The sequence below is a fragment of the Bradyrhizobium sp. ISRA442 genome (assembly GCF_038085055.1).
Lineage (GTDB): Bacteria > Pseudomonadota > Alphaproteobacteria > Rhizobiales > Xanthobacteraceae > Bradyrhizobium.
On the sequence record NZ_JALGCN010000001.1, the window covers coordinates 456,632 to 482,749 of the forward strand.

The window sequence follows — 26,118 nt, forward strand, 5'->3', positions numbered from 1 at the left end:
GCCGATCATTCCGCCAGCCAGGACGAGACGCCGAGCATGAACTGTGTCAGCAGCTCGTCGCTGGTGAGGTAGAGCAGCAGAAAGCCACCGAACAGCACGAAGGGCACCGAGATGAAATAGACGGGAATCGCCGGCGTCAGCTTGTTGATGAGGCCGACCGACAGATTGACGATGACGGAATAGACGATGAAGGGGCTGGTGATCCTGAGCGTCAGCACGAACGCTTCCGATAGGCGGCTGGCGAGCTGATCCAGCGCCATGCTGCCGCCGAGCCGGTCGCCGGGATGCCAGACGTCGTAGGAGTTCATCAACCCGCGCAGCACCTGCCAGTGCTGGTCAGTCATGAAGAACAGCGTGGTGACGGCGGCCATGATCAGCGGCACAAGAGCCGGCGCCGGATCGGTGTCGGCGACCGGTGTGCCCGGGATGTTGCTGAGCCCGATCGCGCTCGCCATCACGGTGGCCATGGTTTGCAGCGCCAGAAAGAACACGCGCCCGCCGAGCCCGATGACGCTGCCGATCACGAGCTCGGAGCAGATCAGGAGCGCAAGGGTCAGCGGCGGCGCATTTTCCAACAGCGGCTTCAGGACCGCGATCAGGATCGGCGTCAGCGCAAACGTGGTGACGAGCGCGACGAACAGGCGAACCTGGGCCGGAACGTTGACGCTGGAATAGCCGGGCACCAGCATCAGGCAGGCGCCGATGCGGCAGAACACGATGAAGGTCACGAGCACGCTGTCGGTGAGACCGCCGATCACGACACGGCTCCGAGCGGCCTGATCTCGGCGCTGCGCGCGACTTCGACATGCGACAGGATCGGCAGGGTCGGAAACACCCTTTCCAGGATCATACGGACATAGGGGCGCGCCTCAGGAGTCACCGCGAGCACGACGCTGGTGCCGTTCTCCGTGAACTTCCGGACTGCGGCGCTGGCTTCGGTCGCGAACTGCTCGATCAGGCGCGGATCGGCATCGAACTCGACGACGTCGCCCTTGGCGTCGCGCTTCAGGCTCTGATGGAACGCGAGGTCCCAGCGATTGCCGAGGCGCACGACATTGAGCACGCCGTTGTCGGAGAGATCGCCGCAGATCTGCTGGGCGAGACGCATCCGCACGTGCTCGGCGACCTGCTCCGAGCGCCGCACGTGGGGCGCGATTTCGGCGATCGCCTCCAGGATGAGATGAAGATTGCGAATCGAGACCCGCTCGCCGAGCAGGATCTTCAGGATCGCGAGCAGGCCCGAATAGGAGATCTGCGACGGACAGAGATCATCGACCAGGCGCTTGTATTCCGGATCCAGCCGGTCGAGCAGTCCTCTCATGTCCTTGTAGGACAGGAGCTGGGCCAGGTTCGCCCTGATCACCTCGCTCAGATGCGTCAGCAGCACCGAGAGATTGTCGACCGGCCTGCAGCCCTGCCGCTTGACCTCCTCGGTGAAGGCTTCGGTCACCCACAGCGCCTTCATCCCGAAGGCCGGTTCGATCACCTCGTCGCCGGGCACGTCGGGCTTGCCGTCCTTGTCGACGAGCACCATCACCTCGCCGAGCCGCAGCTCGCCATGGGCGACACGGGTGTCGTGGATCCGGATCTGATAGCCCTTGGGATCGATCGAGAGGTTGTCGGAGAGCTTGATCTCGGGGATCACGAAGCCGTACTGTTTGGCAAACTTCTTGCGGATCTTGCTGACGCGATGGGCGAGCTCGTTGCGCGAGCCCAGCAGGTGAACGGCGAGCTGGCCGCCGAGTTGCAGCTCAATCTCCGCAGTCTTGAGCTGCTCCTTCACGGATTCCTTGGCCTCTGTCTGCGCCCGCTCGTCAGCCTTGCGCGCCTCCTCCTTCTGCTTCGCCTCCGCCTGCCGTTTCGGCAGCGAGTAGCCGACGAAGGCCATGACACCGCCGAGCAGCACGAACGGCGCCATCGGCAGTCCCGGCATCAGCGCAAGCACGAACATCATCAGCGCCGCCGCCGATACGGCGCGCGGATAGCCACCGAGCTGGCGGAGCACGGCCTGCTCCGCCGAGCCTCTGGTGCCGCCCTTGGAGACCAGGAGGCCCGCCGAGAGGGACACGATCAGTGCCGGCATCTGCGAGACCAGTCCATCGCCGACGGAGAGTTTCGTGTAGACGTCGGCGGCGCGCGCCAGCGTCAGCCCATGGTGGGTGACGCCGATGACGATGCCGCCGAAAATGTTGATCGCGGTGATGATCAGGCCGGCGATGGCGTCGCCGCGCACGAATTTCGAGGCACCGTCCATCGCTCCGAAGAACGCGCTCTCCTCTTCGAGCTCACGGCGCCGGCGCTGTGCCTCCTTGTCGTCGATCAGGCCCGCGGACAGGTCGGCATCGATCGCCATCTGCTTGCCGGGGATGGCGTCCAGGGTGAAGCGGGCGCCGACCTCGGCGATGCGGGTCGCGCCCTTGGTGATCACGACGAAATTCACCGTGACCAGGATCGCGAAGATGATCAGGCCGATGACGAAGTCGCCGCCCATGACGAATTTGGAGAAGCCGGCGACGACGTAGCCGGCGGCCTGCTCCCCCTCCCCGCCGCGCGACAGGATCAGGCGAGTGGTCGCGATGTTGAGCGCGAGCCGCAGGATCGTTGCGATCAGCAGCACGGTCGGGAAAGCCGAGAAGTCGAGCGGCCGTTGGATCCACAGCGCGACCATCAGGATCAGCGCCGACAGCGCGATCGAGACAGCGAGGCCGAGGTCGATCAGGATCGGTGGAATCGGCAGGAACAGGATCGTGAGCATGACCACGATTCCGCCCGCGAAGAACGCGTCCGCCCCCAGTCGTCGCGGGGTCGGCAGGCTAGCAGCTAACGTATCGGCCATGGTTCACCGGCAGCAGATTCCGGCCTGCAATCTGCCGCGCAAAGCTTACGCGGGGATGGTGGCCGGACGCTTTGCGGATCAGAAGCCGTGCTCGATCCGGGAATAGACCATCTCGGTGAAGGTGGAGAGATGCGCGCCGATGAAGGAGCCGGAGATGGCGACAACCAGGAGGATGACGATGATCTTCGGCACGAAGGTCAGCGTCACTTCCTGGACCTGCGTGAGCGCCTGAATCAGCGCGATGATGGTGCCGACCAGCATCGCCGCGCCGACGGCGGGCCCGGAGGCGACGATGATGGTCCAGATCGCCGCCTGGACGATGTCGAGGGCGTCCCTCTCGTTCATGCTAGCTGATCGTGAGCCCGGGCCCGACCGCGACCTTCGTCCCGTCCTCGAGGGTCGCGATGGAGCCGTCGCTGTTGATCGAGATCGACGCGACCTTGCCGGTGAATCTCGCCCCGGTCGAGTCGGTGAAGCTGACGGTCTTTCCGATCAGCCCGTCGGCCTGCGACAGCGCCTGCGAGGACAGCAGCGCATCGAGCTTCGTGTTGGTCTGCATGGCCTGCTCGACGGTGGAGAGCTGCGCGAACTGGCTCATATATTGCGAGGTATCCATCGGATTGGTCGGATCCTGGTTCTTCATCTCGGCGACGAGAAGCTGAAGAAAGGTGTTGTAGTCGACGCTGTTGCTGGCCGTGGTGGTGGATTGGGTCGAGCTGGATGTCCTGCTGGTCGCGTCGGTCGCGCTGGTGACGTTCATGTGTCTCTCCGCTGTCAGGCAGCCTCGAATGGAAATTCGGTCGTCGTGCCGGCCAGGATTGCCTGCTCGACCGGGAACAGCGCCCGGATCCGCTTGAGCGCCTCGTAGTAGCGGCTCGCCCCGACCAGCTCGTCGATCGCGGCGAGGCCCTCCAGCATCTGCTTGTTCTCGCACACCGCAGACAGAGCCGCATGGTGCTGCCCGTAGAGCGCGGATGCGTCGCGGATATCCGTCGGATTCATCAGCATGAGCTGCACGATGAAATAGAGCTGGCGCATCGCCGTGGTGGCGTCGGACGCCTGCATGACCTGGCCTTCGAGCAGGAACATCACGTCGTTGACGAGCTCGACGGAAACCTTGCGGTCCACGCGCAGCACCGCGCCGTTGACGTAGATCCGCTCGCCGGCGCGCAGGGATATCCTCATTGCAGCGCGTCTCGGATCAGGCGGTTGATTTCGATGAGCTGCATCACGTCGTTCGATTTCTCTTCACGAAGACGGTCGGCTTCCTTCACGACCCATATCCCGATCGAGATGATGTCGGCACGCAGCTTGTCGGGGAGTCCGTTGTCCGGATGGGAGAGATCCTCGATGAAGATCGTCCACAGTCGCCGCACATAGAGCAGGCTCTGGACCAGCTCTTCGATACTGAAGCGACCCTTCTGGATCCGCTCCAGGCGGTCGATGCCGAGGCTGAGGGCCTGGCGCTCGCGCCCGCGCGCCTCGTGGCCGCTGTCTTCGACGACCGCTTCATAGGCTTCAAAAGTCATCAGAACCACTCTGCGCACGAGACCGGATAACGAAGCAAGGCTTGCGAGCCCGACTCAGAGATAGTTGATCAAGCTGATCTTCTGGAGCTGCGAGGTGAGCGCGAGCGCCGTCTGGATCTGGGTCTGCAAGGTATTGACGCGAACGGAGGCCTCGGTCGGATCGACCTGCTCCATCTTGACGATCTGCTCGTTGAGAATGTCGTGCTGGATCTTCAGCTTGTCCGTCGCGGCGATGACCCGCTGCTGGGTCGAGCCGACGCTGCCCCCGAGCACGGCGAGATCGTTGATCGCACCGCTGACGAGGCTGATCGCCTTATCGACGACGACCTGGAACGTATCCCTGCTCAGGCTCGTGTTTCCGAGATCGGTCATCATGGTGTAGGCCTCGGCGAGCTTGCGGAAGCCGGGTTGGTTGGCGCTGACTGAGCTGTCGACGATCTCGGTCGTGGAGATGCGGCTCGACAATGTCTGGTCGGTGGCGGACGACCAGTTGGCGTTCCAGGCCGGACTGGCGAATTCCGCATCGAAGCTCGTGTTGAGGAAGGTCTGCATCTGGGCCGGGGTGATGCTGTTCACGCCCGCCGAGGACTGCGTGACGCCGAAGGCGGCCAGGAAGTCCGCATCGACCTGATTCTTGCTGGCAGAGCCGGTGGCGTAATTCGTGACCGGCGCATTCTGCGTGTTGAGGCCGGCGAACAGGTATGAGCCGTTGTAGGAGACGTTGAGCGCGCCAATCAGGTCCTGGAGATTGGCGGATGCGCTCGGCAGGATGATTCGCGCGCCGCTGTCGGCATCGCGCGCAGCGATCAGGTTCTTGAGGAAGTCCTGGGCGGTGGTGCCGAGCTGGGTGATCCGGTTCTGAGTCACGTCGAGGCGTCCCGCGACGAGCTCGTTGGTATCGACGAGTTGATCGGCGAAACTCATGTCGGCCCGCAGGCCGACGTCGCTCCCCGTTGCGGTGCCGAGCTCGAGGCCGACATCGGCGAATCGGCCGGTGGTCGCCTCCTTCGAGGCCTTGCTCAGGGCGCTCTGGTTGTTCGTGATCGAGTATCTCAACGATGATGACAGCATCAGGGTCGAGATGTAGTTCGCGCTCATCATTACGATGCTCCCACTGCGGCTAGCAGGCTTTTCAACATATCGTCGACCGTCGAGATCAGCTTCGACGACGCCGAGTAGGTGCGCTCGACTTGGAGCATCAAAGACATCTCGTCGTCCATGTTGACGCCGTTGACGTTCGACAGCGCCGAATTACTGCGGTCGAGCAGCGTGTTCTGGTATTGGGCGTTGTCGTCGGCGGCTTTGCGCTGGCTCTCGATCCAGCTCGCCGAGGACGAGGCGAAATCGATCACGCTGCCGCTCGGCTTGCCCTGTGCGGCAGTATCGAACGGCTGCGACGCATCCATGTTGCCGATCAATTGCTGGAGCCGGGTCGAGAAGCCGGCATTGCCGGCGGTGTTGTAGTTGTAGGCCGCATTGCCGCTGATTGCGCCGTCCCGCAACAGGTTCGGGTTGCCGCCTGCGGCTGGATCGACGGACGCCGCAACCATGATCGTGCCGGCGAGACCGACCGACACGGTCGCGCTCGCAGGCATGGCCGTCGCGCCAGGATAGGTGAAGAGGCCGGGTACGTCCGGCAGCGCCGCAGCGGACTGATCGCTCTCCTTGAAGGCGCTGATCAGGCCGCGCGCGACTTCGTCGAGCTGGCTCTGATACGTGACCGCGGCATTGTCGCGCAGCTCGGCAAGGCCCGCGAGCTTGCCCGACTTGAGCGGCATTACCGAATTGGCGCCGGTCACCGGTACGCCGTCGATATAAACCGCATTTCCGGTCGTGCCGGGCGTATAGATGTTGGTTGGTGCAAAGCTCACGGACCGTGCCGTCTTGTCGAACAGCACGACACCGCTGTCGGTGTAGAGCGCCGCATCGCCGTTGGTGCGGATCGACATGGTGACGCCGACCTCCTGCGACAGCTTCGAGACGATGCTGTCGCGCTGATCGAGATAGTCGGTGACGTCGTCGCCGGCGATCGTTCCCTTCACGATCGCCGTGTTGACGGTGTCGAATTGGGCGAGGAGCTTGTTGATATTGGCGACCGAGGTCGCCATGTCGGCATCGGCGCCTTCGCGGATCGACTGCACGGTCTTGGTCGCCTGATTGAGCGAGGCCGCCATGTCCTTGGCAGAGGAGACGGCCGCCTGCGCCAGCGTGGCGTTGTCGGGCGCGTTGGCGTATTGCTGCAACGCCTGCTTCAGCTTGTTGAGCTGCGCGGTCGGTGACTGGTCGAGCTCGGGATCGTCCACCGTGGCGGCCGCGATCTTCTGGAGACCGTCATAGATCGCGCTTTGCTTGGCGGATCCCGACGTCGCGGTCAGCACGTTGCTGAACAGGCCCGAGCTTGCGGCGCGCTGGATCGCCGCGACGTAGACGCCGGCGCCGGGGAGATTGTCCAGCACGGTGATCTTGCGCGAATAGCCGGCTTGGCTGGCGCCGGCGATGTTGCGCGAGATGACCGACGACTGGACACCCGACGCCATGAGCGAGGAGCGGGCGTTGTCGAGAGTGGCAGTGAGGGACATGAGGTGCTCTTCGGCGTGCTCTCGGCAGGTATCAGCGCTTCAGGTTGACGACGACGTCCAAAAGGTCCGCGCCGGTCTGGAACGATTTTGAGTTCGCGGTGAAGCCACGCTGCGCCTCGATCATCGAGGTCAGTTCGTCCGCGAGATCGACGTTGGATTCCTCAAGCGCGCCGGACTGGATGGTGCCGAGCCCGCCAGAGCCGGCACTCCCGATCTGCAGGTTTCCGGAGTTGAGGCTCACCGAATAGACGTTTCCGACTTCGGGAGTGAGGTTGTCCGGGCTGGGGACATCGGCGAGCGCTACCGTGTAGATCTGTATCTGCGTCCCATTCTGAAGGATCGCGTTCACCGCACCCTTGCTATCGATATCCACCTTCTCAATGGAAGACGGAGCGTTGCCGTTGACGGTGGCCTTGAAGTTGAAGCTCGAGGCCACCTGCGTCATGGCCGACAGGTCAACGTTGAGGGACGAGCCGTTGGGAACGGTCACCGAGAAATTCGGTTGCGGCGCCGGTGGCGCCGACGTGATGATCGCACCCTTTCCGGCCGCAGTTGTATCGAAATTCAAAGTGGTACCACCAAGCGCGTTATTCGCCGGATCGTAGACTTCGACCTGCCAGGTATCCTGGCCGGGAGCCGTTGCGGTCCTGGTCATGTAGACGTCGAGCGTCACAGCCCTACCGATATTGTCGTAGGCCACGATCGAGCTCTTCGCCGAGTATGACGTCGGACCTGGAACCGGAATCGGAGCTGCAGGGATCGTCGCGCTGGGGTCCAGATTGCCGGTGACGGTCGCCGTGGTCGAAGGCGTGGCCTGAAGCTTTGCCTGATTGACATTGACGATCTGCATCCCCGCGGTGCTGTTCGAGGAGATATTCGATACGGCGCCAGGGTAACCCATGAGATAGAAGCCGGCCGCATTGACCAGATTGCCCTGGCTGTCCGGCACGAACGAGCCGGCTCGTGTCAGGAACTGCTGTGTGCCCGTGGCATCCGACACGACAAAGAAGCCATTGCCCTGAACGGCGAGGTCAGTCGTCGACGTCGTGAACTGCATATGTCCGGCATCCGTGATCGCGTATCGGACATGCGTCTCGACGGCGCCGGAGTCGTAATTGCCCGAGCCGCTCTTCAGGATCAGCGACGAGAATTCGGTCGAAGCCCGCTTGTAGCCGGTGGTGTTGACGTTCGCGATGTTGTCCGAGACCGTCGACAGCTTGTTGGACTGCGCGCTCATGCCGGACACACCGGTGCGCATAACACCATACAGGCTCATGGATTGGGCTCCTTTGGTAGGTTGGAACTACAATGAGGGGTCTTGCTTGTGCGGGGCTGATGGTGAGTGCCGATCCACAACTTCACGTCGTCGCTTCACGTCGTCCTGGGCTGACAGAAGGAGCGCGCCTTGTCGGTCCACGCGCCGAAGCCGCTGGAGACGAGATGCGCGACGATGTGGCAGACGTAACGCTTCTGCGCCGGCTGGTTGTTGGGCCCGGCATTGTAGCGCGCCACCGCCATGGTCCAGCTTCCCTCGCGCTGCTTCAGTTCTTTGAGGAAGCGCGCGGCGTAGTCGACGTTCTTGGCTGGGTCGAACATTGCCCGCACCGAGGCGAACTTGTCGCCGTGGTAATAGTGGTTGATCTGCATGCAGCCGAGATCGATCAGCTTGATGCCCTTGTGCCGCATCGCCTCGAAATTCGCGATGGCGTCGTTCATGTCCTTGGCGAAAACCGTCTGTCCTTCGGCGCCGAGCGCATAAGGATAAAGCGCGCCGCGACGACCGGTCTCGGTCAGGCCGACCGCATAGAGAATGCCGAGCGGAATGCCGTGCTGCTGGGCCGCGCGTGCCATCTCGCGCTCGCAAGGGCGCGCGCTGTCGGCCGCCGCGTGCGCTGCGGCCGCGCTACAGATAAACAGGGCCGCGACGAATATGCGGCGCCACGTCCTGATCATGACGCGTCTCCTGATTGGGCTGCCGATCCTGCCGGTCCTGTTTCGCTCCGCCCTCCGATTGACCGGACGACGTGCTGGAGCCGTTGAAGGCGCCCTGCGATTGCGACGAGTGCTGTTGTTGTCCTGGGAGCTGCGGCTGCGACTGACCGGAGCCGGCCTGGAAACCATCGAGCGAGCCGTGCTGGACCGGCGCGACATCCGCGATGTAACCCGCCGACTGCATGAGTTCGCGGATCGAGTCGCGCTGCTGATCCAGCATCTGGCTCGTGTCCTTGCGTTCTGCGGCGAGATGGACGGAGACCTCCGCGCCGACGAGACGAAGCCGTACCGTGACGTTGCCGAGCGCCGGCGGCTCGAGATTGATGGTCAGGATCTTGAGCGGCTGGTCGGGCGCGCTGCCCAGCGACGATGCGAGATCGGGCGCGGCCGATGACGCCGGAGCGCCCTTCAGCTCCGACACGACCGCATCGGCAACTTGCTGGGTCGCGCTGAACTGCGGGACCGGCGGAAGATGGGTTTCCTGCTGAACCACAGTGACTTTGGTCGCCTCGGGTAGCGCCTCGCGCACCGCAACTTTTGCTGCACGCTCGACATTGGCGGTGACGGCTTCGAATCCGGATGCCGCGGATGTGGTTCTTGGCGGAGCCGCGCTGCTTTGCGGGGCCGTGCTCGGCGAGTTCGCCTGCGGAGCAAGTGCCCGCGCGTGCGGCCCGGATGGATCGACATCTGCCATCGTCGCCTTCGCAGCACTCGTGCCTTGGATCTCGCGCTTCGCAAGTGACCGCTCCTCGCGCGCGGACGCATCGCTCTTGTCGTTGGCCGGCGGCTGTAGCTGCGGGGTCACAGTCGGCACGGCTGCGAGCTCCTGTCCGACGATCGCGGAAAGGTTCACCCTGGCCACCACGTCCGTCTTCGCCGCAAGATCGAGCGGCACTTGCTTGTCCTGCGATTTCGGCTCCTCGCCGGCCCTGCCGTCTTCGTGAACAGTCTCGTCGCCGGGCTCGTCGCGTTCGGCCAGGTTCGCCAGATGCATCCGCAGCGTGCCCGCCTTCACCGTCGCGTCGCTGTCATGGTCGTTCAGGGCCCGTTTTGCCAGGTTCGAGACGGTGTGGAGCAGGTCGTGAAACGAGGCATCCTCGGCCGACTTCGCCCCCGTGGTCTTTGCGGAGCGGGATGCGCCGCGCGTGTTGAGGCTCTCAGCGAGGCCAGCAAAGAGCTGCCCGGATGTTCCGTCGAGCTTGGTCATGGGCGGCGATCCTTGGTAAGGAGTTCCAATTCGCCGAGCTGCTTCTGGGCGCGCGCAAGGGTGGCGGTCGACGATGCGAGATCGAGGCGCGCCGGCGCCGGCGGAGGCTTGTCGGCGGCAATCTCAGCGGCCGGAGCTGCGGTCGGCTTGCGGACATCGAGTGCGAGCTGAAGCGTTGCGTTCAGGAGCAAGCCATCGCGCTCCGGCAGCTTGGTTCTGTCGAGCGCCTTCAACTCGGCGAGACCGCCGTCATATTCGTCGGTCAGCACGCGTGCCGCGCCGCGGAAGAGGTGCGCGCGCTCGCGATCCGAACCGACATCAGAGCTCAGCGCGAGCGCCCGCTCGCCGGCAAGCCGGGCAACTGTGAGCCGGCCGCGAACCAGTCCGGCGCGCGCGATCACCAGATAGAGCTTGAGGCGACTGGTGCGATCGATCTGCTCCAGCAGGGCGACGATCCGCGCAAAGCGGCGCTCGTCCAGCGCGAGGCTCGACTGCGTCAGGCCGGAGGAAAAGCGCTGCCAGAAATCGCCGGCATAGATGGAGTTGCGATAGTGGCGGATATAGGCCAGCGTCAGGAACTCGAACTTGTCGAAATCCTCCGCCTGCCCGACCAGGAGGATCTCGCGCCGCAGCGCCGCCTCCTCGACCAGCGTGCCCGGCAGCAAAAGGCGCGCATCGTCGAGCCGCTCGATCGCCACCGACGCATCGGAGTGCGCGAGCAGTGCGCCCTGCACCAGCGCGACCTGCCCGGCCATGCTCGACGGAATCGCGCGCGGCCTGAAATCCTTGAGCAGCTCCCGCGCCTCGTCCTGTCGTCCTTCGACATAGGCGAGCGCGCCGTTGAACAGCCGCTCGTCGACATTGAGCTTGTCGCGCGGCAGCTTGCGCACGACCTGCGGCGCGCCGCCGCTGAGCAGATAGACGACGATCGCCTGGCCGTTCTGCGGACTGCTCCAGACGCTCGCATCGGCGGCGAGGAATTTTTCGCCGATCTGCCGGATCAGCGCGAGGTGGTTGCCATGTGCGGCAGTGTCGCCGTTGGCGATGCCGTCCTGAACCGCCTGCAACGACCGGACGAGCTCGTACGGCTCGCCCGACGATAGTGGCGCCGGCTCGGCAAGTGCGCCCACTGCGACGAACGTTTGCAGCAATACGAGCGCGGTCAGGAATCGCGACCTGATCAAGGGCGCTTCTCCCGGATCAGGATCTCGATCCGGCGATTCTGCGCGGCCGCCGGATCGTTCTGGAGCTTTGGCCGCCGGTCGGCATAGCCTTCGACATGCTCGATGCGCTGCGCGTCGACGCCGGAGCGCACCAGCATGTAGTAGGCCATCTGCGCGCGCGCCGTCGACAGCCGCCAGTTATCGTAGGTGTCCGACTTGTACGGACGGTTGTCGGTGTGGCCGCGGACGATGATCGTGCCGGGGCGCTTGCTCAGCAGCGGTCCGATCTTATCGATCACGCGGATCAGCTCGGGACGCGGCTCGGCGGAGCCGACCGCGAACATGCCAAAGCTCGCATCATCGGTCAGGCTGACCAGCAGGCCCTCTTCGACCTGGCGCACCTCCGCGACAGGTCCGGCGCCGGCCTTGATGTCCGAGAGCGCATCCGCGATCGCGGCCTGGAGCTGCTTGGCCGTCGGCTGCTGGGTCTCGGCCGGGTTGCGCGGGTCGGTGTCCTTTGCGGCATCGGCCGGGCGCGGCTGCGCCGTGGCACTCGTTTGAGCGTTTGCCTGTGCACTGCCCTCGCGCGCCGGCGATGTGGGCGCCGGCCCCGGCGGCAGCAGCGGTGACATGCTGGCGGACGGGGCCTGTGCATCGATCGCGACGCTTCCGCCGGCATCATCGGATTTGGCGCGGCGCGCTGCTTGCGGCTCGCCCCGATTTGTGCCGGACGGATTTTCGCGCGCGTCAGCGATCGGCTTGGGTTCGCTCTCGATGATCCGGTCCGCGTCCTTCGCTTGCGGAGCCAGCTTCCAGTAGCCGGGGTCGAACGGATCGCGATAGGCGTCGCCGCCCTTGAGGCCGTCCTCTTCCGCCGAGGTCAATGCGCCGGCGCGCCGCTGGCCCGAGGCCTGGTTCGAGCTAGCTGCGATCTCCGCCAGCGTGACGAAGGGATCACGAAACAGGACTTTCTCTTCATAGAACGGCGGCTTTTCGGCGGTCGGCGAGTCGCCGCGGCGCTCTTCGCTCGGCCCCGCCGGCTGGCGCTTGCCGTCCTGGCCGTCATGCGGTGTCGGCTCTTTCTTCGACAGATCCTTGAGGCCCTTGGGCGCCGGCGCGTTCTCGGCGAGCTTGATCGGGTTGAAGTAGCTCGCGACGACCTGCTTTTGATCCTGGTTGAGTGCATTGAGCAGCCACATCACCAGGAAGAACGCCATCATCGCCGTCATGAAGTCCGCATAAGCGATCTTCCAGACGCCGCCCTTGTGCGGCGCATCGTCGAACGCGCTGCGCCGCCGGATGATCACGAGCTCTGGCTTGACCTCATTCATCTGACGTTACCGGCGCGCTTCCTTCAGACGCTCGGCCCAGGTCGAGATCTGGGTCTCGATCACGGTCTGGTCGGCGACGACACGGATTTCGAGGGTGTCGGCGGCCTGGTACTCGATACCGGTACGGCGGGCCGCTTCGAGCTGTGTCCTGACCAGGTCGAGCAGCTCGCCTGGACCTGTGATCCTGAACACCGGCGCCGGCGAGTTGGAGGTCAGCGCGGTGATCTGCTCGACCAGCGCGGCGACCGCCTTGTCGCGAACCGCATCGGTCAGGAACGGCAGCAGAATGCGCGCGACGGAACTGGCGATGTTGGTCTCGATCTCGCGGCAGGCCGCAGCAAAGCCGTTCACGATCGCAATCGCCTGCTGGTCCGACCACTTGGCCCGCTCTTCGCCGAGCCTGATCGCGCTGCGGACCCGCTCTTCGGCAAGCTTGGCATCGCCTTCGGCGAGACCAGCGGCATAGCCGCGCCGATAGGCGTCATCCAGGAGATTGACCGGCGGAGCCTCGGCCTTCGGCGCAGGGAGCGGAGATTGCGGCTGCGATTGGGGCTGCGGCTCGCGCCGGACCTCCTTCGGCCGCGCCACCGGCTCCTGAACGCGCGGCATCTCGGGCGGCTTGGCCCGGCCGTTCGCGTCGAACTGTGTGAGGAGTTTTCCGATTGCCGCGTTCATGCCGCCTCCTCACGCCGCATCCAGTCTTTAAGAATCGCCGCTGCCTGCATCTGATCGAGACGCACGATCTGCTCCAGCCGCTTCTGCGGCGTGCGCTGCATCTTGCCCTCGAGGTCTTCGACGAGGTTGAGCTCGGCCTCCTCGTTCTCCGGCAGCGCGAGGGCAGCAGCGGCCTCGAGCTGGGCGATCTCTGCGGCCTCGGCCTGCTCCTGCTGTGCACGGTGGGTCAGGATGCCGTTCACGGCGGGCCTGAGGCCAAACCAGACCAGCATCGTTGCAACGGCCAGAATGGTCGCAGCGTTGATGAAACTTCCCATCTGCCGGTTGAGCATCTCGACGAAGCCGATCGGCGGCACCGGCGCCATCTCGCGCGAGCCCTCGATGAAATCGACCGCGGTCACCTGGATCTGGTCGCCACGCTGCTTGTCCAATCCGCCGGCCGTCGCCGCAAGCTGGCTAATCTCGGCGATCTTGCTGTCGATGATGGCCTGGTTGGTCTTGTCGCCGAGATCGGCGGCAAGGCGCGCGCGATTGATCAAGACCGCGATGAAGAGCTTCTTGACGGAGTAGCCGTCGCTCACCGTGGTCGTGGTCTTGGACGAGACCTCGAAATTGGTGACGTCCTCGCGGCGCTGCTTCTCCTCGTTGGAACTCTTGCCGCCGCCGGCATTCACCTGCTGGTCCGGAAGATTCTGCTGCACCGTGGTCGGCGTCGAGCGATCGGCGTTCTGCGAGGATTCCTTCTCCCGAACGTTCCGGACCGAGCGCTCGGCCCGCGTCTCCGGATCATAGACGGTCTCGTTGATCTGCCTTTTGTCGGTGGAGAGCTGCGGAGCGACGCTGACCTCGAAATTGTCGAGGCCCAGATACGGCGTCAGCGCCTTGCGGATGTTCTCCTGCACCATCGCGCCGACCATCTTCTGCAGGCTCGCCATCTTGGTCGGCGCCGCGCTCGCCTCATCCTCCTCGGCAAGCAGCATGGAGCCGTCGGCATCGAGCACCGTCACCTTGTCGCGGCTCATGCCGGGAATCGCCGCCGCCACGAGGTGACGGATCGACTGCGCCGTGCGCGCCTCGATCGCGCCGTCGGTGCGCAGCACCACCGAAGCCGATGGCGGCTGCTGGGTCGCACGAAACGAGCCGCGCACCGGCAGCACGATGTGAACCCGCGCGGCCTTGACGCCCTTCATCAATTGAACGGTGCGCGCGATCTCGCCTTCGAGCGCCCGAAGCTTCGTGACCTCCTGCATGAACGAGGTCAGGCCGAGCGAACCGATCTTGTCGAACAGCTCGTAGCCGGAATTGGCGCTGGTCGGCAGCCCCTTCTCGGCTAGCAGCATGCGCGCCTGCATGGTCTGGCTCGGACGCACGGAGACGGCATCGCCGGCCGCGTTGACGTCGAATGTGATGTTCTGCTCGCGCAGCGCGGCGCCGATGCGGGTCACGTCTTCGCGGGTCAGCCCCGTATAAAGGGTCTCGAATTCGGGTCGGCTTAGATAGTAGGCGCCGCCGACGACGGTGACGAGAACGGCGAAGCCAATCAGCCCCAAGGCCATCAAGCGTCGCGGCCCAAGCTCCAGCAGATTGTTGAGCAGTTGCTGTACCTGCGCGCGACTGAGCATGAGACCTCGTACCAATGCGAATACCGAGGACACTCCGCTGCGAACCTTGTCTGAAGGTTGCGCAAAAACACCAGCGCGTCATGTCGCGCGTGCCGCGTTGCAATTTTGCAAGGAGATCGGGGGGAGAGTCACGGCCGCACCAGCGGCAGTCGCGCACGATCGGCAAATGCCGACGCGTCATGATGCGCCGGCGACGGATCGGGAGACGCTCTGAGCAAATCGAGCGATGCGAGACGTCGCCTGGTCGCCGCTTACGGCGGAGACCGTGCTCCCGGGGGAGCACGGCCGCTTTCGATGTTTCCGCTTAGCCGCCGCGGAACAGCGACAGGATGCTCTGGCTGTTCTGGTTGGCGATCGAGAGCGCCTGAACGCCGAGCTGCTGCTGGGTCTGGAGCGCCTGGAGGCGGGTGGATTCCGCGTTCATGTCGGCGTCGACGAGCTGGCCGATACCGCGGGTCACCGAGTCCATCAGGGACTTCACGAAGTCCGTGTTGTTCGAGATGCGGTTCTTGATGGCGCCGAGGTTGGCGGCGGACTGGCTGACCGTGTTGATCGCGGCCGTAACCTGGGTGATGTAGCCATCAAGCGTGGTTTGGTCAGCCGCCGAGTCGGTCAGCGCGGCGATGTTGATAGTGTCGACCGACGCACCGCCGCTCACCGTGTCCAGGAAGCCGGTCTGCGTGCTGGTGTAGAGCGAGTAGTTTGCCACAGTCACCTGGATCGTGTTGATCGTGGGCGTACCGCCAACGCGCGAGAACGACGACACCAGGTTGACGGTGGTCGGCGTCGTGGCGGTCGTGCTCAGCCAGTTCACGCCATTGAACGTCGCCGAGTTGGCGGTGTTCTTCATGTCCTGCTGGATCTGGGTGATTTCGGACTGGATCTTGGTCCGATCGATACCAGCGGTCTTGGCTTCGACCAGCAGCGACTGGAGCTTGGTCAGGCCGGAGTTGCCATCGCTGCCCAGAACGGAGGTCAGCGCGGTGTATTCCGTGTCGACGGTCGCAGCCGACAGACCGAGCGAGTCGGAGACGGCGGAGAGCGCGGCGTTGTCGGCGCGCATCGAGGTCGCAATCGACCAATAGGCGGAGTTGTCCGAAGCGGTCGCGACGCGCTGGCCGGTCGAGATGCGATTTTCGGTGGTCTGCAAATTGGAGCTGACAGACCGGAGGGTCTGGAGCGCAGTCATCGCAGCCGAGTTCGTGAGCAGGCTTGACATTGAGAATGTCCCTTTGAAAGCAGATTGAGTTTTTGTCTGGGGGACATACCGGGCTTGCACCGGTACGAAAGGGCGGCGTCATGCCTTTAGGCCAAGGAGCTGCCCTGGGCCCAACCTGTCGTAACGGCAAGGATAGCGCCTGAAGCTTGTGCGAGGCTTGTGGCCAGTTGGCCGGAGGGCAACACGGCGGGCTCGGATCCGACTCCGAGGAGCGCGACGCCCAATAGAAAGGGCCACGCTCGCGAGAGCGCGGCCCTTTCCCGATGGTGCGAAGCTTAGCGGAACAGCGACAGCAGGCTCTGGCTGTTCTGGTTGGCGATCGAGAGCGCCTGAACACCGAGCTGCTGCTGCGTCTGAAGGGCCGCCAGACGGGTCGATTCCGCGTTCATGTCGGCATCGACGAGCTGACCGATACCGCGTGTCACCGAGTCCATCAGCGACTTCACGAAGTCCGTGTTGTTCGAGATGCGGTTCTTGATGGCGCCGAGATTGGCGGCGGCCGAGCTGACCGAGTTGATCGCACCGGTGACCTGGGTGATGTAGCCATCGAGCGTGGTTTGGTCAGCCGCCGAGTCGGTCAGCGCGGCGATGTTGATGGTGTCGACCGACGCACCGCCGCTCACCGTGTCCAGGAAGCCGGTCTGCGTGCTGGTGTAGAGCGAGTAGTTGGCGACGGTCACCGAGATCGAATTGATTGTCGGGGTGCCGCCGGTGCGCGAGAAGGACGACACCAGATTGACGGTCGTCGGCGTGGTGGCGGTCGTGCTCAGCCAGTTGACGCTGTTGAACGTCGCCGAGTTGGCGGTGTTCTTCATGTCCTGCTGGATCTGGGTGATTTCCGACTGGATCTTGGTGCGATCGATACCAGCGGTCTTGGCTTCGACCAGCAGCGACTGGAGCTTGGTCAGGCCGGAGTTGCCGTCGCTGCCCAGAACCGTGTTCAGAGCGGTGTACTGCGTATCGACGGTCGCAGCCGACAGACCGAGCGAGTCGGAGACGGCGGAGAGCGCGGCGTTGTCGGCGCGCATCGAGGTCGCGATCGACCAATAGGCGGCGTTGTCCGAAGCCGTCGCCACGCGCTGGCCGGTGGAAATCCGGCTCTGCGTGGTGGAGAGGCTCTGGCTCACAGACCGCAGGGTCTGGAGCGCAGTCATGGCGGACGAGTTCGTGAGCAGGCTTGACATTGCGAATGTCCCTTTATGTACGCGTTACATTTTCATGAGGGGACATACCGGGCTTTCACCGGTACGGCAGGGCGGCATCATGCCTTTGGACTGATGTGGGTGAGGTCCAACCGGCCGTGACGCCTTGCTAGCACGCCGAACCTTGCTTCCAGATTAAGGCCGACCTGAATTTCGCAGTAATATCATATGGTTAATATTACTTTCCGCTAACCATAACCAACCGGTCGGCCGACGATCGCGGCCCTTACGAGAACGACCGCACCAGTCCGGAGGCGAGCAGATTCCAGCCGTCGATCAGCACGAAGAACAGCATCTTGAACGGAAGCGCGAGGATCGTCGGCGGCATCATCATCATGCCCATCGACATTGTCAGCGTCGCGACGATCATGTCGATCACGAGGAACGGCAGGATGATGAGGAATCCGATCTCGAACGAGCGCCGCAGCTCGGAGATCATGAACGCCGGAATGATGACGCGCATGTCGATGCGCTTGTCGTCGAACTTCCTGCGGAAGCTCTCCGCGGCGAGCGCCTCGAAGGTCTGAAGATCCTTTTCGCGGACATGGGCCAGCATGAATTCGCGAAACGGATCGGTGATTCGCAAATAGGCCTGCTCCTCCGAGATCTCGTTCTTCATCAGCGGCTGAACGCCGGTCTCCCAGGCCCGGTCGAAGGTCGGCGCCATGACGTAGAAGGTCATGAACAGTGCGAGGCTGATCAGCACGAGATTGGCCGGCGTGGTCTGGAGGCCGAGACCGGCGCGCAGGAACGACAGCGCGACGGCAAATCGCGTGAAGCTCGTCACCATGATCAGCAACCCAGGCGCCACCGACAGCACCGTGATCAGCGCCATGAGCTGGATGATGCGGCCGCTGGTCGAGCCGTTGCCCGGCGGCAGCAGTGAGTTGAGGTCCGGAATCTGGGCGAACGCCACCTCGGGCAGGACGACCAGCAGCAACGCCAGCAGCAGGACTCTCACTCTCACTGGATCACCAATGTCTCAATGATCAATTCGCGCACCTTGCCGGACGACCTGATATTGGCGCGCTCGGCGAGATCGTCGCGCAGATGCTGAAGCCCGCGCGCGCCCTCGAACTGCGCAACCGAGGCGGATCTGAGATAGATGACGATGTCCTCGCTGATATGGGCGGCCAGGATGCCGGCGTCCTCGTCACTCATGCTGTCGGTCACCATGGAGGCCTCCACGCGCGCCCAGTTGTTGGCCGGCGCCGCGAGATTGGTCACGATCGGCGAGAGCTTTCTGAGCCGCGCGCTGCCGGCGTAGCTCGCAGCAATCGGCGGCGGGGTCGCACTTTTCTTCGCGTCGGCCACGCGCTCGGCGGCTGCCAGCAGATGCAGGCCCGCGATCGCGCCGGCGCCGATCGCGATCAGGGTCAGGGCCACAATGGCTCCAATCAGGCGCATGATACCCCTTGTCCCTGCGGCGCGGCCCGGCTTGCCTGCGCGTCAGAACGGCGCGACGGCGTCATAGATGCGATGCCCCCATCCAGGCTGCTGCACGTCCGACAGATTTCCGCGGCCGCCATAGGACACGCGCGCCTCAGCGATCTTGTCATAGGTGATCGTGTTGCCACGCGAGATGTCCCGTGGGCGCACGATGCCGCCGACGTTGAGCACGCGCATCTCCGTGTTGACGCGGAATTCCTGCGAACCGCTGATCATCATATTGCCGTTCGGCAATACGTCGGTGACGATCGCGGCGATCGAGAGCTTGATGTCCTCGGCGCGGTCGATCTGGCCGTTGCCCTTGATCTGGGTGTTGGTGCTGAGATTGGCGTTGGCCTGGCCTTTGTCGTTCCATCCCGCAACATCCATCAGCCAATCGAGGCCGAACTTGATCTGCGAATCGCGCGAGCGACCGGTCTTGTTGTCGAGCTTGGCTTTGTCCTGCATCGAGATGATCACCGTCATCACGTCGCCGACGCGCCGGGCACGCGGGTCGCGGTAGAGATCGGTGCCGTCGTCCCAGGTCGAACGATAGCTGACGGGCGTGCGCAAGCGGGGCGTCACCGGGATAGGATCGGCCGATGTCCTCAGGCCGCTGCCGACGGGCGACATTTGCGGGCCGGTCAGCAGCTCGGCCGGATCGTGGGAGCATCCAGCCAGGAATACGACCGACAGGATGAGGATCGGCTTCTTCATTTACTGCTCTTTCCGTCATCCACGCGACGCATTCCGCCAAGCAGATCGGCGAGATGCGCTGCGCGTGCCGAATCCATCTCATTGAAGATTGCGCTCGAGCTCCTGGGGCTGAGCTTGGCGAGAACGGCTGCGGCCGTCTCGTCCGCCATGCCCGCGATCTGGGTGGCTGCCGCTTCCGGCTTCATGCGCGAATAGATCTCGATCACGCTCGCTTCGGCCTTCTTGAGGAACTCGTCACGCAGCTCCATCCACTTCTCGTATTCGGCCCGCTTGGCCTCGACCTCGGCGATCCGCTCGCGGAGCTGGTTCTCGGCTTTCTCCAGCTCCTTCAATTGCCAGGCGAGCCTGGCATCGACGGCCGAGTCGGCGACGTTGCTGCAAAACAGCGCGACCTCGTTGTCCGGTGTTGCGGATGCCGCGGGCGGCGCCGGCTTCGGCGGCGCGGTGACGCTGCCGGGCTTTGCCGTCCGAACCGGCGTGGGCGTGGGTGCCGGCGGTGGAGTTTCAGGAGCTGGCACCGCACCGGTGATCGCAGGTCCAGTGTCTTCCGCCGCCCAGGCGGTCGCCCTGGCCGAACCGGCGTCGCTCACTAACGATGTGGCTGGCGGCTTCTGGGCGCCCGGAGCACGTGCGCGCGCGAAGGAGAGCAGGTTGAGCGGCTTCGACGGCTTCGCCTCATCCAGCGCCAGCACGGGCGAAGCGCTCGCCAGCGCGGACACCGCGACCAGGAGGAGGACTTGCGCTTTGTGATCCATCTTCAGCATCGGGCCGCGTGCGATTCTCGGTCGAGATGAGAGCATTGGGTGACCAAGCTTGCACGACGCTTATGCATCATTGGACGATGACATCGGCCTGGAGCGCGCCGGCCGTCTTGATCGCCTGGAGAATGGCGATGATGCCGGACGGCTTCAGTCCGATCTGATTCAGCCCGCGCACCAGGCGCTGCAGATCGACACCGCTGAGGATCGCAACCTGCGCGCCAGCCTCGTTGGCCTCGACGACGGTCTGGGGAACGACGACTGTCTGCCCCCGCGAGAACGGCGCCGGCTGCGACACCACCGGCATCTCCGTGACACGAACCGTCAGATTGCCGTGCGTCACCGCCACCGTCGAGATCCGCACGTCGCGCCCAATCACCACCGTGCCGGTGCGCTCGTTGATCACCACCCGCGCCGGAGTATCCGGCTCGACCGTCAACTCGCCGATTTCGGCGAGGAAGCGGACCGGGCCGATATAGCGCGGCTTGGACAGCACGATGGTCCGGTAGTCACGCTCGAAGGCGATCTGCGCGCGGTAGCGCCCGCCGGCGTAGCGGTTGATGGCATCGAGGATTCGCGTCGCGGTGACGAAATCGGGGTTTTTCAGCTCGAGCACCAGGAATTCCATCTCATGGAGACTCCCCTGCACTTCCCGCTCGACCAGCGCGCCGTTCGGAATCCGCCCGGCGGTCGGCGTGCCCTGGCTGACGTTCTGCGCCTGGCCTCCCACGCTGTAGCCCGCGACGGTGACGGCACCCTGCGCCACTGCATAGACGGCACCATCGGCGGCCCGCAACGACGTCATTACCAGCGTGCCGCCGAGCAGTGATGTCGCGTCGCCGAGCGACGACACCGTCACGTCCATGCGTTCGCCCGCCGCGATCGAAGGCGGCAGGTCCGCGGTCACCATGACGGCGGCGACGTTGCGCGTGCGCAGCGTCGTGGGCCGCGCGGTGTTGTTCGTGCTGGTTGTGTCGTTCCTGACGTTGATGCCCATGTTTTCGAGCATCGACTGGAGCGACTGCTCCGTGAACGGCGCATTGCGTAGCGTGTCGCCGGTGCCGTTCAGGCCGATGACGAGGCCGTAGCCGACGATCTGGTTTTCGCGCAATCCCTTGATGTCCGCGATGTCCTTGATGCGGACCGCGGCCTGGGCATCGGCCGTGGAGACGACGAGAATCAGCGCGAGCAGAAATCTGATCATGACCCGTCCACGACCTTGACGGTGCCGTCCGGCTGGACGATGCCTCGGATGACCACGCCGGTGTCGGTGTTTCGTACCGGGATGAGCGCCCCAGCCGCGCCCGATTGCATCGCCGAGCCATACGTCACGATCGACAGGCCGCTGTCTTCGACGACGACCTTGACCATGGCGCCGCGGGCGACGGTCCAGGGATCCTCCACCGCGTTCGTGGGTATGGGCTGGCCGGGCAGCAGCGTGCGCCGCGCCATGCGTCCCACCAGGACCTGGCGTCCCTCGATGAACATGGCGACCCCAAGCAGGTTCGACGCGAAGGCCCGCTCGGTGATCATGTCGTCCTTGATCACCTCGCCGGCGCGGATCGACACGGCCGGCACCGGAAGCCGCCGCTCCTCGGCCAAAGCGACCCGCGCAGAGAAGAGAAGGAGGAGCGCGGCGGCCAACCCACGCGCGATCAGGCCCACCCTGTTCAACATGGATACACCGAAACTAGCGAAGGCCCTTCGACACCGTCGAAGCCATCTCGTCCGAGGCCTGGATGACCTTGGAATTCATCTCGTAGGCGCGCTGGGCGGAGATCAGTTCGGTGATTTCCTTGACCGGATCGACGTTCGAGGCCTCGAGATAATGCTGATTGATCTTGCCGTAGCCGGAATCACCGGGCAGCCCGACCACCGGCGTACCCGACGCGGTGGTCTCACGATAGAGATTGCCGCCCAGGGGCTCTAGCCCCGCCTCGTTGGCGAAGTTCGCGAGGTTGAGCTGGCCGATCTGGCGCGGATTGATTTCCGTGTCCAGTTTGGCGAAGACCTGGCCGGTCTGGTTGACCGTGACCTCGACAGTTCCTTGCGGCACCGTGATTGCGGGATCGATCAGGTAACCGTCGAGCGTGACGAGCTGACCGTTTGGATTGGTGTTGAACGATCCGGCGCGGGTGTAGAGCACCTCGTTGTTCGGACCGAGCACCTGGAACCAGCCGCGGCCGTTGATCGCCATGTCGTAGGTGTTGCCGGTCTGCGTGAGCGCGCCCTGGATGTGCAACTTGCGGATCGCCGCCGACTTGACGCCGAGACCGAGATTGGCGCCTTCCGGAATCGGCGATGCGCCCGAGACGTTCGAGACACCCTGCATGCGGTCCATCTGGTAGAACAGATCTGTGAATTCCGCGCGCGCCCGCTTGAACGACGTGGTGTTGATGTTGGCGATGTTGTTCGCGATGACCTCGACATTGGTCTGTTGCGCGTTCATACCCGTGGCCGCGATGGCGAGCGATTTCACAACTTCACTCCTTCAGATCAAATCGACATCCGAACGACTTCTTGGTAGGCCTGCACGACCTTGTCGCGAACCGCGACCGCCGTCTGCAGGGCCTGCTCGGCCGACATCAGCGCCTCGACGACGCGCCGCGTCGATTCCTTGCCCTGCATTGCCGAGATCGACGCCGCTTCGCCCGCCTTCATCGTTCCGATTGCGTCCGTCGTCACCTGCTTGAGCACGGAATCGAAGCCGAGGTCGTCGCCCGATTGAATCGCGGTTGCCGCGGGCGAGATCGCCTGCGTCTCGGTCGCGCGAGTCGCCGCCTGGCCTGCGGAAATCGCCGTGGATGAAATCGCCTCAAGCATTGTCAGCTCCTCAGGAGATCGATGGTCATGCCCAGCATCGACCTCACCTGTTTCACGACCTGGAGATTGGCCTCGTACGACCGGTTGACTTCCCGCATATCGGCCATCTCGATCATCATGTTGACGTTGGGAAGCTTGACGTAGCCGGCCTTGTCGGCGGCGGGATGCCCCGGGTCGTATTCCACACGGTACGGCGTGGTATCGACCCCGATTTCCTTGACCTTCGCAAGCTGCGCGCCCGAGGCACGGTCCATTGCGGCATCGAAGGTGATCGTCTTGCGCTGATACGGATCAGCGCCGGCGGTGCGCCCCGTCGAACTCGCATTCGCAAGGTTCTCCGAGACGATGCGCATGCGCGTCGACTGCGCTTCGAGCCCGGAGCTTGCGACCGTCAGTGAGGCGCTCAGTGAGTCCAGCATGTCAGTTCACCTCAGGTCTTCGCGCTCGACAGCAGCATGCGGTGAAACGACCGCACGATCGCGGAGTTCATCGAGTAGTCGCGATTGACGTCGCTGCCCTTGATCATCTCCTGCTCGAGACTCACCGAGTTGCCGGAGTGAACCACCTCCCAGCTATCCTTCTTCGCGATCGCACGCGTATCGGTCTCGGCTGCGGAAAGCTGCATGTGCGAGGGCGACGTCATTGCGAGCCGCACCGGCGTTCCGTCGAGCACCTTGTTGAACGGCTCGACGTCGCGGGCCTTGAAGCCGGGCGTATTGGCGTTGGCGACGTTGGTGGCGATCGTCGACTGACGGAGTTCGAGCCAGCGCGCCTGCGACGATGCGAGTTCGAAGAGATAAAGCGGTCCCACGACAGTCCCATTCTGGTCTATTCGGGAGAATGTTAGAATCGTAAGCTTTCCTCAGGCTGATGGGCGGGGCGTTATCCGCACAAATTCACTGAACCTTTTCGGCGCGCGGTGACTGCTTCGACTGCAGGAAGTAGATGATCTCTGCTACGGGTCGGAAGAATTCGGGCGGAATCACCCGATCGACCTGAACCGCCTCGTAGAGCGCGCGCGCCAGCGCCTTGTTCTCGATCACCGGAATTCTGTTTTCCTCGGCGACCTCGCGAATCTTGAGAGCGATCGCGTCCATGCCCTTGGCGAGCACGAGCGGCGCCGGATTCTCTTCGCGCTTGTAGCGCAGCGCTATGGCAAAATGCGTTGGATTCGCGATCACCAGCGTTGCGCGCGACGCCGAGGCGATCATGCGCTGACGCGAGCGGTCGCGCGCCAGCGAGCGCAAGCGCGCCTTGACCAGCGGATCGCCCTCCGCCTGCTTGTGCTCGTCCTTGATCTCCTGCCGCGTCATGCGCAACTCGCGCCGCCAGTGGAAGCGCGCCCAGGCGAGATCGATCGCGACCAGCACGATCGTCGCGATGCAGATCGCCGAGACGATCCGCATTGCGATGGTCAGAATCATCTCCGGCAGCGCCACGGGATCGGTGTACATCGCCTCGAAGGCCTTCGCTTCGGATGAGCGCAGCACGAAGCCGACGACGAAGCTCACCGAGACGAGCTTGAACAGCGACTTTGCGAACTCGACGAGCCCCTGCGTTCCGAATATCCGGTTCCAGCCCTTGGCCGGAGAGATCCGGGACAAGTCCGGCTGGATACGCTCCAGCACCAGGCGCGGTGCGTTTTGCAGCAGCGACGCTGCCAGCCCGAACACAGCCAGGATCGCCACCAGCGGAATCAGGAAGCGCATCGCCTGCAGGCCGACCACGGTGAGGAGGTTCTGCGCGTCGGCCGCGGTGCTCAGCGGGAAACCCTCGGGATCGTCCAGGAAGCTCTTAAGGGTCGGCGTGAGCTGCTGCACGCCCTGACCGATCAGGAATGCCTGGATCACCATCAGCGCCGCCATGGAGGCGAAGATGGATGCCTCCCGAGAGACCGGAATTTTGCCCTGTTCGAGCGCATCGCGGACTTTCTTCTCGGTCGGCTCTTCTGTCTTGCTCTCCTGGTCGGATGTTTCTGCCATGCCTGCTCAGCGGTCAGCGGAAGACCAGCTCATCCTCCTGCTCGGGGTTGAGCTCGATTTCGCCCTTCTCCGCGAGGTCAAGCGCGAGGTCGGTGATGACGCGCCGCGCCTCCAGGACATCGCGCTGGTTCGACGGCTCGCCGATGGCAAGCTCGTGCTCGACGACGCGGCGCACGCGCGAGGCGACCGAGGACAGGATCAGCTCGCGGAAGCTCTTGTCGGTTCCCTTCAGGGCGACGACGATGCGGTCGGTCGGCACCTGATCGAAGATCATGGTGCGCGCCTTCGGCGTCAGGTTGACGACGTCGTCGAAGGTGAACAGCAGCTCCTTCAGCACCTCAGCCGATTTAGGCCGCTTCTCCGACAGGCTCTTCAGCATGTCCTCGATATGGCCGCGCTCCATCTTGTTGATGATGTCGGCGACGCGCGCATAGGTATCGGCGCCGAGATTGCGGGCGAAATTCAGGGTGAGGTCCTCATGCATCGTCTTCTCGATGATGCGCATCGCGTCGTCGACGATCGGCTTGAGGCTGAGCACGCGCCGCATCAGCTCGTTGCGCAGGCTCGAGGGAAGCTGGCTCATGACCTTCGCGGCGCACGCGGGCTTGACCTTGGACAATATCAGCGCTGCGGTCTGCGGATGCTCCTTGGTGAGGTAGCTCGCGAGCGAGTTCTCCGACACCGACGACACGCGGTCCCAGACCGAGCGGCTCGAATTGCCGAGCAGGTCCGACATGATCTGGGAGACCTGATCGGCCGGAAGGACGTCGCCGAGCACGGCCTCCAGGCCGCCGAGCGTGCCGAGGATGTTGGCGCCCATCGAGAACTGCTGGGCGAACTCCTCGACAATCCCCTCGAGCTCCTGCGCCGTGATCGGCCGCAGCTCCGCCGCGGCCTTGGTGACGATGCGGATCTCTTGCGGCTCGAATTGCTGAAGCACGCTCGCGGCCGCCTGCCGACCCATGGCCAGCAGGAGCGCCGCGACCTTTTCCGTTCCGCCCAGCGTGGCAACGCCTCGCTGCTTGACGGGAGCGATGCCGACCGGTGCCGCCATG

29 protein-coding genes are annotated in these 26,118 nt (G+C 64.2%); all 29 read right to left on the bottom strand.

What is annotated here, in order from left to right; all coding sequences use genetic code 11:
* Window positions 1–5: 5 nt before the first annotated feature.
* The 29 genes from fliR to MTR72_RS02235 all read right to left on the bottom strand — a co-directional run bounded on the left by fliR (window position 6) and on the right by MTR72_RS02235 (window position 26,117).
* Window positions 6–758: a flagellar biosynthesis protein FliR gene (fliR, locus tag MTR72_RS02095; RefSeq protein WP_280966066.1), complete on the bottom strand. Its 753-nt coding sequence runs from the start codon at window positions 756–758 to the stop codon at window positions 6–8.
* Window positions 755–2,836 (bottom strand): flagellar biosynthesis protein FlhA, encoded by a 2,082-nt coding sequence (flhA, locus tag MTR72_RS02100; protein ID WP_280966067.1) that lies wholly within the window; start codon window positions 2,834–2,836, stop codon window positions 755–757. Before flhA ends, fliR begins: the two co-directional genes overlap by 4 nt.
* A 78-nt stretch (window positions 2,837–2,914) precedes the next feature.
* Window positions 2,915–3,181: a flagellar biosynthesis protein FliQ gene (fliQ, locus tag MTR72_RS02105; RefSeq protein ID WP_280966068.1), complete on the bottom strand. Its 267-nt coding sequence runs from the start codon at window positions 3,179–3,181 to the stop codon at window positions 2,915–2,917.
* A 1-nt stretch (window position 3,182) separates the two neighbouring features.
* Window positions 3,183–3,596: a flagellar hook assembly protein FlgD gene (flgD, locus tag MTR72_RS02110; protein WP_341510036.1), complete on the bottom strand. Its 414-nt coding sequence runs from the start codon at window positions 3,594–3,596 to the stop codon at window positions 3,183–3,185.
* A gap of 14 nt (window positions 3,597–3,610) precedes the next feature.
* A complete protein-coding gene (gene flbT / locus MTR72_RS02115; RefSeq protein WP_280966070.1) occupies window positions 3,611–4,021 on the bottom strand; it encodes a flagellar biosynthesis repressor FlbT in 411 nt (136 codons plus the stop codon).
* A complete protein-coding gene (gene flaF, locus MTR72_RS02120) occupies window positions 4,018–4,365 on the bottom strand; it encodes a flagellar biosynthesis regulator FlaF (RefSeq protein WP_280966071.1) in 348 nt (115 codons plus the stop codon). Before flaF ends, flbT begins: the two co-directional genes overlap by 4 nt.
* Before the next feature lie 54 nt (window positions 4,366–4,419).
* Window positions 4,420–5,466 carry a flagellar hook-associated family protein gene (locus MTR72_RS02125; protein ID WP_280966072.1) on the bottom strand — a complete coding sequence of 349 codons (1,047 nt, stop codon included), beginning with the start codon at window positions 5,464–5,466 and terminating at the stop codon, window positions 4,420–4,422.
* Window positions 5,466–6,944: a flagellar hook-associated protein FlgK gene (flgK, locus tag MTR72_RS02130; protein WP_280966073.1), complete on the bottom strand. Its 1,479-nt coding sequence runs from the start codon at window positions 6,942–6,944 to the stop codon at window positions 5,466–5,468. Before flgK ends, MTR72_RS02125 begins: the two co-directional genes overlap by 1 nt.
* A 31-nt stretch (window positions 6,945–6,975) precedes the next feature.
* Window positions 6,976–8,220, bottom strand: a complete 1,245-nt coding sequence (locus tag MTR72_RS02135; protein WP_280966074.1) for a flagellar hook protein FlgE — start codon at window positions 8,218–8,220, stop codon at window positions 6,976–6,978.
* A 95-nt stretch (window positions 8,221–8,315) separates the two neighbouring features.
* Window positions 8,316–8,897 carry a transglycosylase SLT domain-containing protein gene (locus tag MTR72_RS02140; RefSeq protein WP_280966075.1) on the bottom strand — a complete coding sequence of 194 codons (582 nt, stop codon included), beginning with the start codon at window positions 8,895–8,897 and terminating at the stop codon, window positions 8,316–8,318.
* Window positions 8,848–10,143: a flagellar hook-length control protein FliK gene (locus MTR72_RS02145; RefSeq protein ID WP_280966076.1), complete on the bottom strand. Its 1,296-nt coding sequence runs from the start codon at window positions 10,141–10,143 to the stop codon at window positions 8,848–8,850. The genes MTR72_RS02140 and MTR72_RS02145 overlap by 50 nt, the downstream gene beginning before the upstream one ends.
* The gene (locus tag MTR72_RS02150) at window positions 10,140–11,327 is read right to left on the bottom strand and encodes a chemotaxis protein (protein WP_280966077.1); all 1,188 of its coding nucleotides are present in this window, start codon (window positions 11,325–11,327) and stop codon (window positions 10,140–10,142) included. Before MTR72_RS02150 ends, MTR72_RS02145 begins: the two co-directional genes overlap by 4 nt.
* On the bottom strand, window positions 11,324–12,637 hold the full coding sequence (locus MTR72_RS02155; RefSeq protein ID WP_280966078.1) for a MotB family protein: 1,314 nt from the start codon (window positions 12,635–12,637) through the stop codon (window positions 11,324–11,326). Before MTR72_RS02155 ends, MTR72_RS02150 begins: the two co-directional genes overlap by 4 nt.
* 6 nt (window positions 12,638–12,643) lie before the next feature.
* On the bottom strand, window positions 12,644–13,312 hold the full coding sequence (locus MTR72_RS02160; protein ID WP_280966079.1) for a hypothetical protein: 669 nt from the start codon (window positions 13,310–13,312) through the stop codon (window positions 12,644–12,646).
* Window positions 13,309–14,934, bottom strand: a complete 1,626-nt coding sequence (gene fliF / locus MTR72_RS02165) for a flagellar basal-body MS-ring/collar protein FliF (RefSeq protein ID WP_341510037.1) — start codon at window positions 14,932–14,934, stop codon at window positions 13,309–13,311. The genes MTR72_RS02160 and fliF overlap by 4 nt, the downstream gene beginning before the upstream one ends.
* 304 nt (window positions 14,935–15,238) lie before the next feature.
* Window positions 15,239–16,153: a flagellin N-terminal helical domain-containing protein gene (locus tag MTR72_RS02170; RefSeq protein ID WP_280966081.1), complete on the bottom strand. Its 915-nt coding sequence runs from the start codon at window positions 16,151–16,153 to the stop codon at window positions 15,239–15,241.
* A gap of 275 nt (window positions 16,154–16,428) precedes the next feature.
* Window positions 16,429–17,337 carry a flagellin N-terminal helical domain-containing protein gene (locus tag MTR72_RS02175; protein WP_280966082.1) on the bottom strand — a complete coding sequence of 303 codons (909 nt, stop codon included), beginning with the start codon at window positions 17,335–17,337 and terminating at the stop codon, window positions 16,429–16,431.
* A gap of 244 nt (window positions 17,338–17,581) precedes the next feature.
* Window positions 17,582–18,322: a flagellar type III secretion system pore protein FliP gene (fliP, locus tag MTR72_RS02180; RefSeq protein ID WP_280966083.1), complete on the bottom strand. Its 741-nt coding sequence runs from the start codon at window positions 18,320–18,322 to the stop codon at window positions 17,582–17,584.
* Window positions 18,319–18,762 carry a flagellar basal body-associated FliL family protein gene (locus MTR72_RS02185; protein ID WP_280966084.1) on the bottom strand — a complete coding sequence of 148 codons (444 nt, stop codon included), beginning with the start codon at window positions 18,760–18,762 and terminating at the stop codon, window positions 18,319–18,321. The genes fliP and MTR72_RS02185 overlap by 4 nt, the downstream gene beginning before the upstream one ends.
* Before the next feature lie 42 nt (window positions 18,763–18,804).
* Window positions 18,805–19,500 carry a flagellar basal body L-ring protein FlgH gene (gene flgH, locus MTR72_RS02190; protein WP_280966085.1) on the bottom strand — a complete coding sequence of 232 codons (696 nt, stop codon included), beginning with the start codon at window positions 19,498–19,500 and terminating at the stop codon, window positions 18,805–18,807.
* On the bottom strand, window positions 19,497–20,264 hold the full coding sequence (locus tag MTR72_RS02195; protein WP_280966086.1) for a MotE family protein: 768 nt from the start codon (window positions 20,262–20,264) through the stop codon (window positions 19,497–19,499). The genes flgH and MTR72_RS02195 overlap by 4 nt, the downstream gene beginning before the upstream one ends.
* Before the next feature lie 67 nt (window positions 20,265–20,331).
* Complete coding sequence (gene flgI / locus MTR72_RS02200) at window positions 20,332–21,462, bottom strand: flagellar basal body P-ring protein FlgI (RefSeq protein WP_280966087.1); 1,131 nt, start codon at window positions 21,460–21,462, stop codon at window positions 20,332–20,334.
* Window positions 21,459–21,935 carry a flagellar basal body P-ring formation chaperone FlgA gene (flgA, locus tag MTR72_RS02205; protein ID WP_280966088.1) on the bottom strand — a complete coding sequence of 159 codons (477 nt, stop codon included), beginning with the start codon at window positions 21,933–21,935 and terminating at the stop codon, window positions 21,459–21,461. The genes flgI and flgA overlap by 4 nt, the downstream gene beginning before the upstream one ends.
* Window positions 21,936–21,948: 13 nt before the next feature.
* Window positions 21,949–22,737 carry a flagellar basal-body rod protein FlgG gene (flgG, locus tag MTR72_RS02210; protein WP_280966089.1) on the bottom strand — a complete coding sequence of 263 codons (789 nt, stop codon included), beginning with the start codon at window positions 22,735–22,737 and terminating at the stop codon, window positions 21,949–21,951.
* A 17-nt stretch (window positions 22,738–22,754) separates the two neighbouring features.
* The gene (locus MTR72_RS02215) at window positions 22,755–23,081 is read right to left on the bottom strand and encodes a flagellar hook-basal body complex protein FliE (protein WP_280966090.1); all 327 of its coding nucleotides are present in this window, start codon (window positions 23,079–23,081) and stop codon (window positions 22,755–22,757) included.
* 2 nt (window positions 23,082–23,083) lie between these two features.
* Entirely contained in the window at window positions 23,084–23,500 is a 417-nt protein-coding gene (flgC, locus tag MTR72_RS02220) for a flagellar basal body rod protein FlgC (protein ID WP_280966091.1), read from the bottom strand.
* An 11-nt stretch (window positions 23,501–23,511) separates the two neighbouring features.
* Window positions 23,512–23,892 carry a flagellar basal body rod protein FlgB gene (gene flgB / locus MTR72_RS02225; RefSeq protein WP_280966092.1) on the bottom strand — a complete coding sequence of 127 codons (381 nt, stop codon included), beginning with the start codon at window positions 23,890–23,892 and terminating at the stop codon, window positions 23,512–23,514.
* Window positions 23,893–23,977: 85 nt separating this feature from the next.
* Window positions 23,978–25,063 (bottom strand): flagellar biosynthesis protein FlhB, encoded by a 1,086-nt coding sequence (flhB, locus tag MTR72_RS02230; RefSeq protein ID WP_280966093.1) that lies wholly within the window; start codon window positions 25,061–25,063, stop codon window positions 23,978–23,980.
* Window positions 25,064–25,076: 13 nt separating this feature from the next.
* Window positions 25,077–26,117 carry a flagellar motor switch protein FliG gene (locus MTR72_RS02235; protein ID WP_280966094.1) on the bottom strand — a complete coding sequence of 347 codons (1,041 nt, stop codon included), beginning with the start codon at window positions 26,115–26,117 and terminating at the stop codon, window positions 25,077–25,079.
* Window position 26,118: the final 1 nt, after the last annotated feature.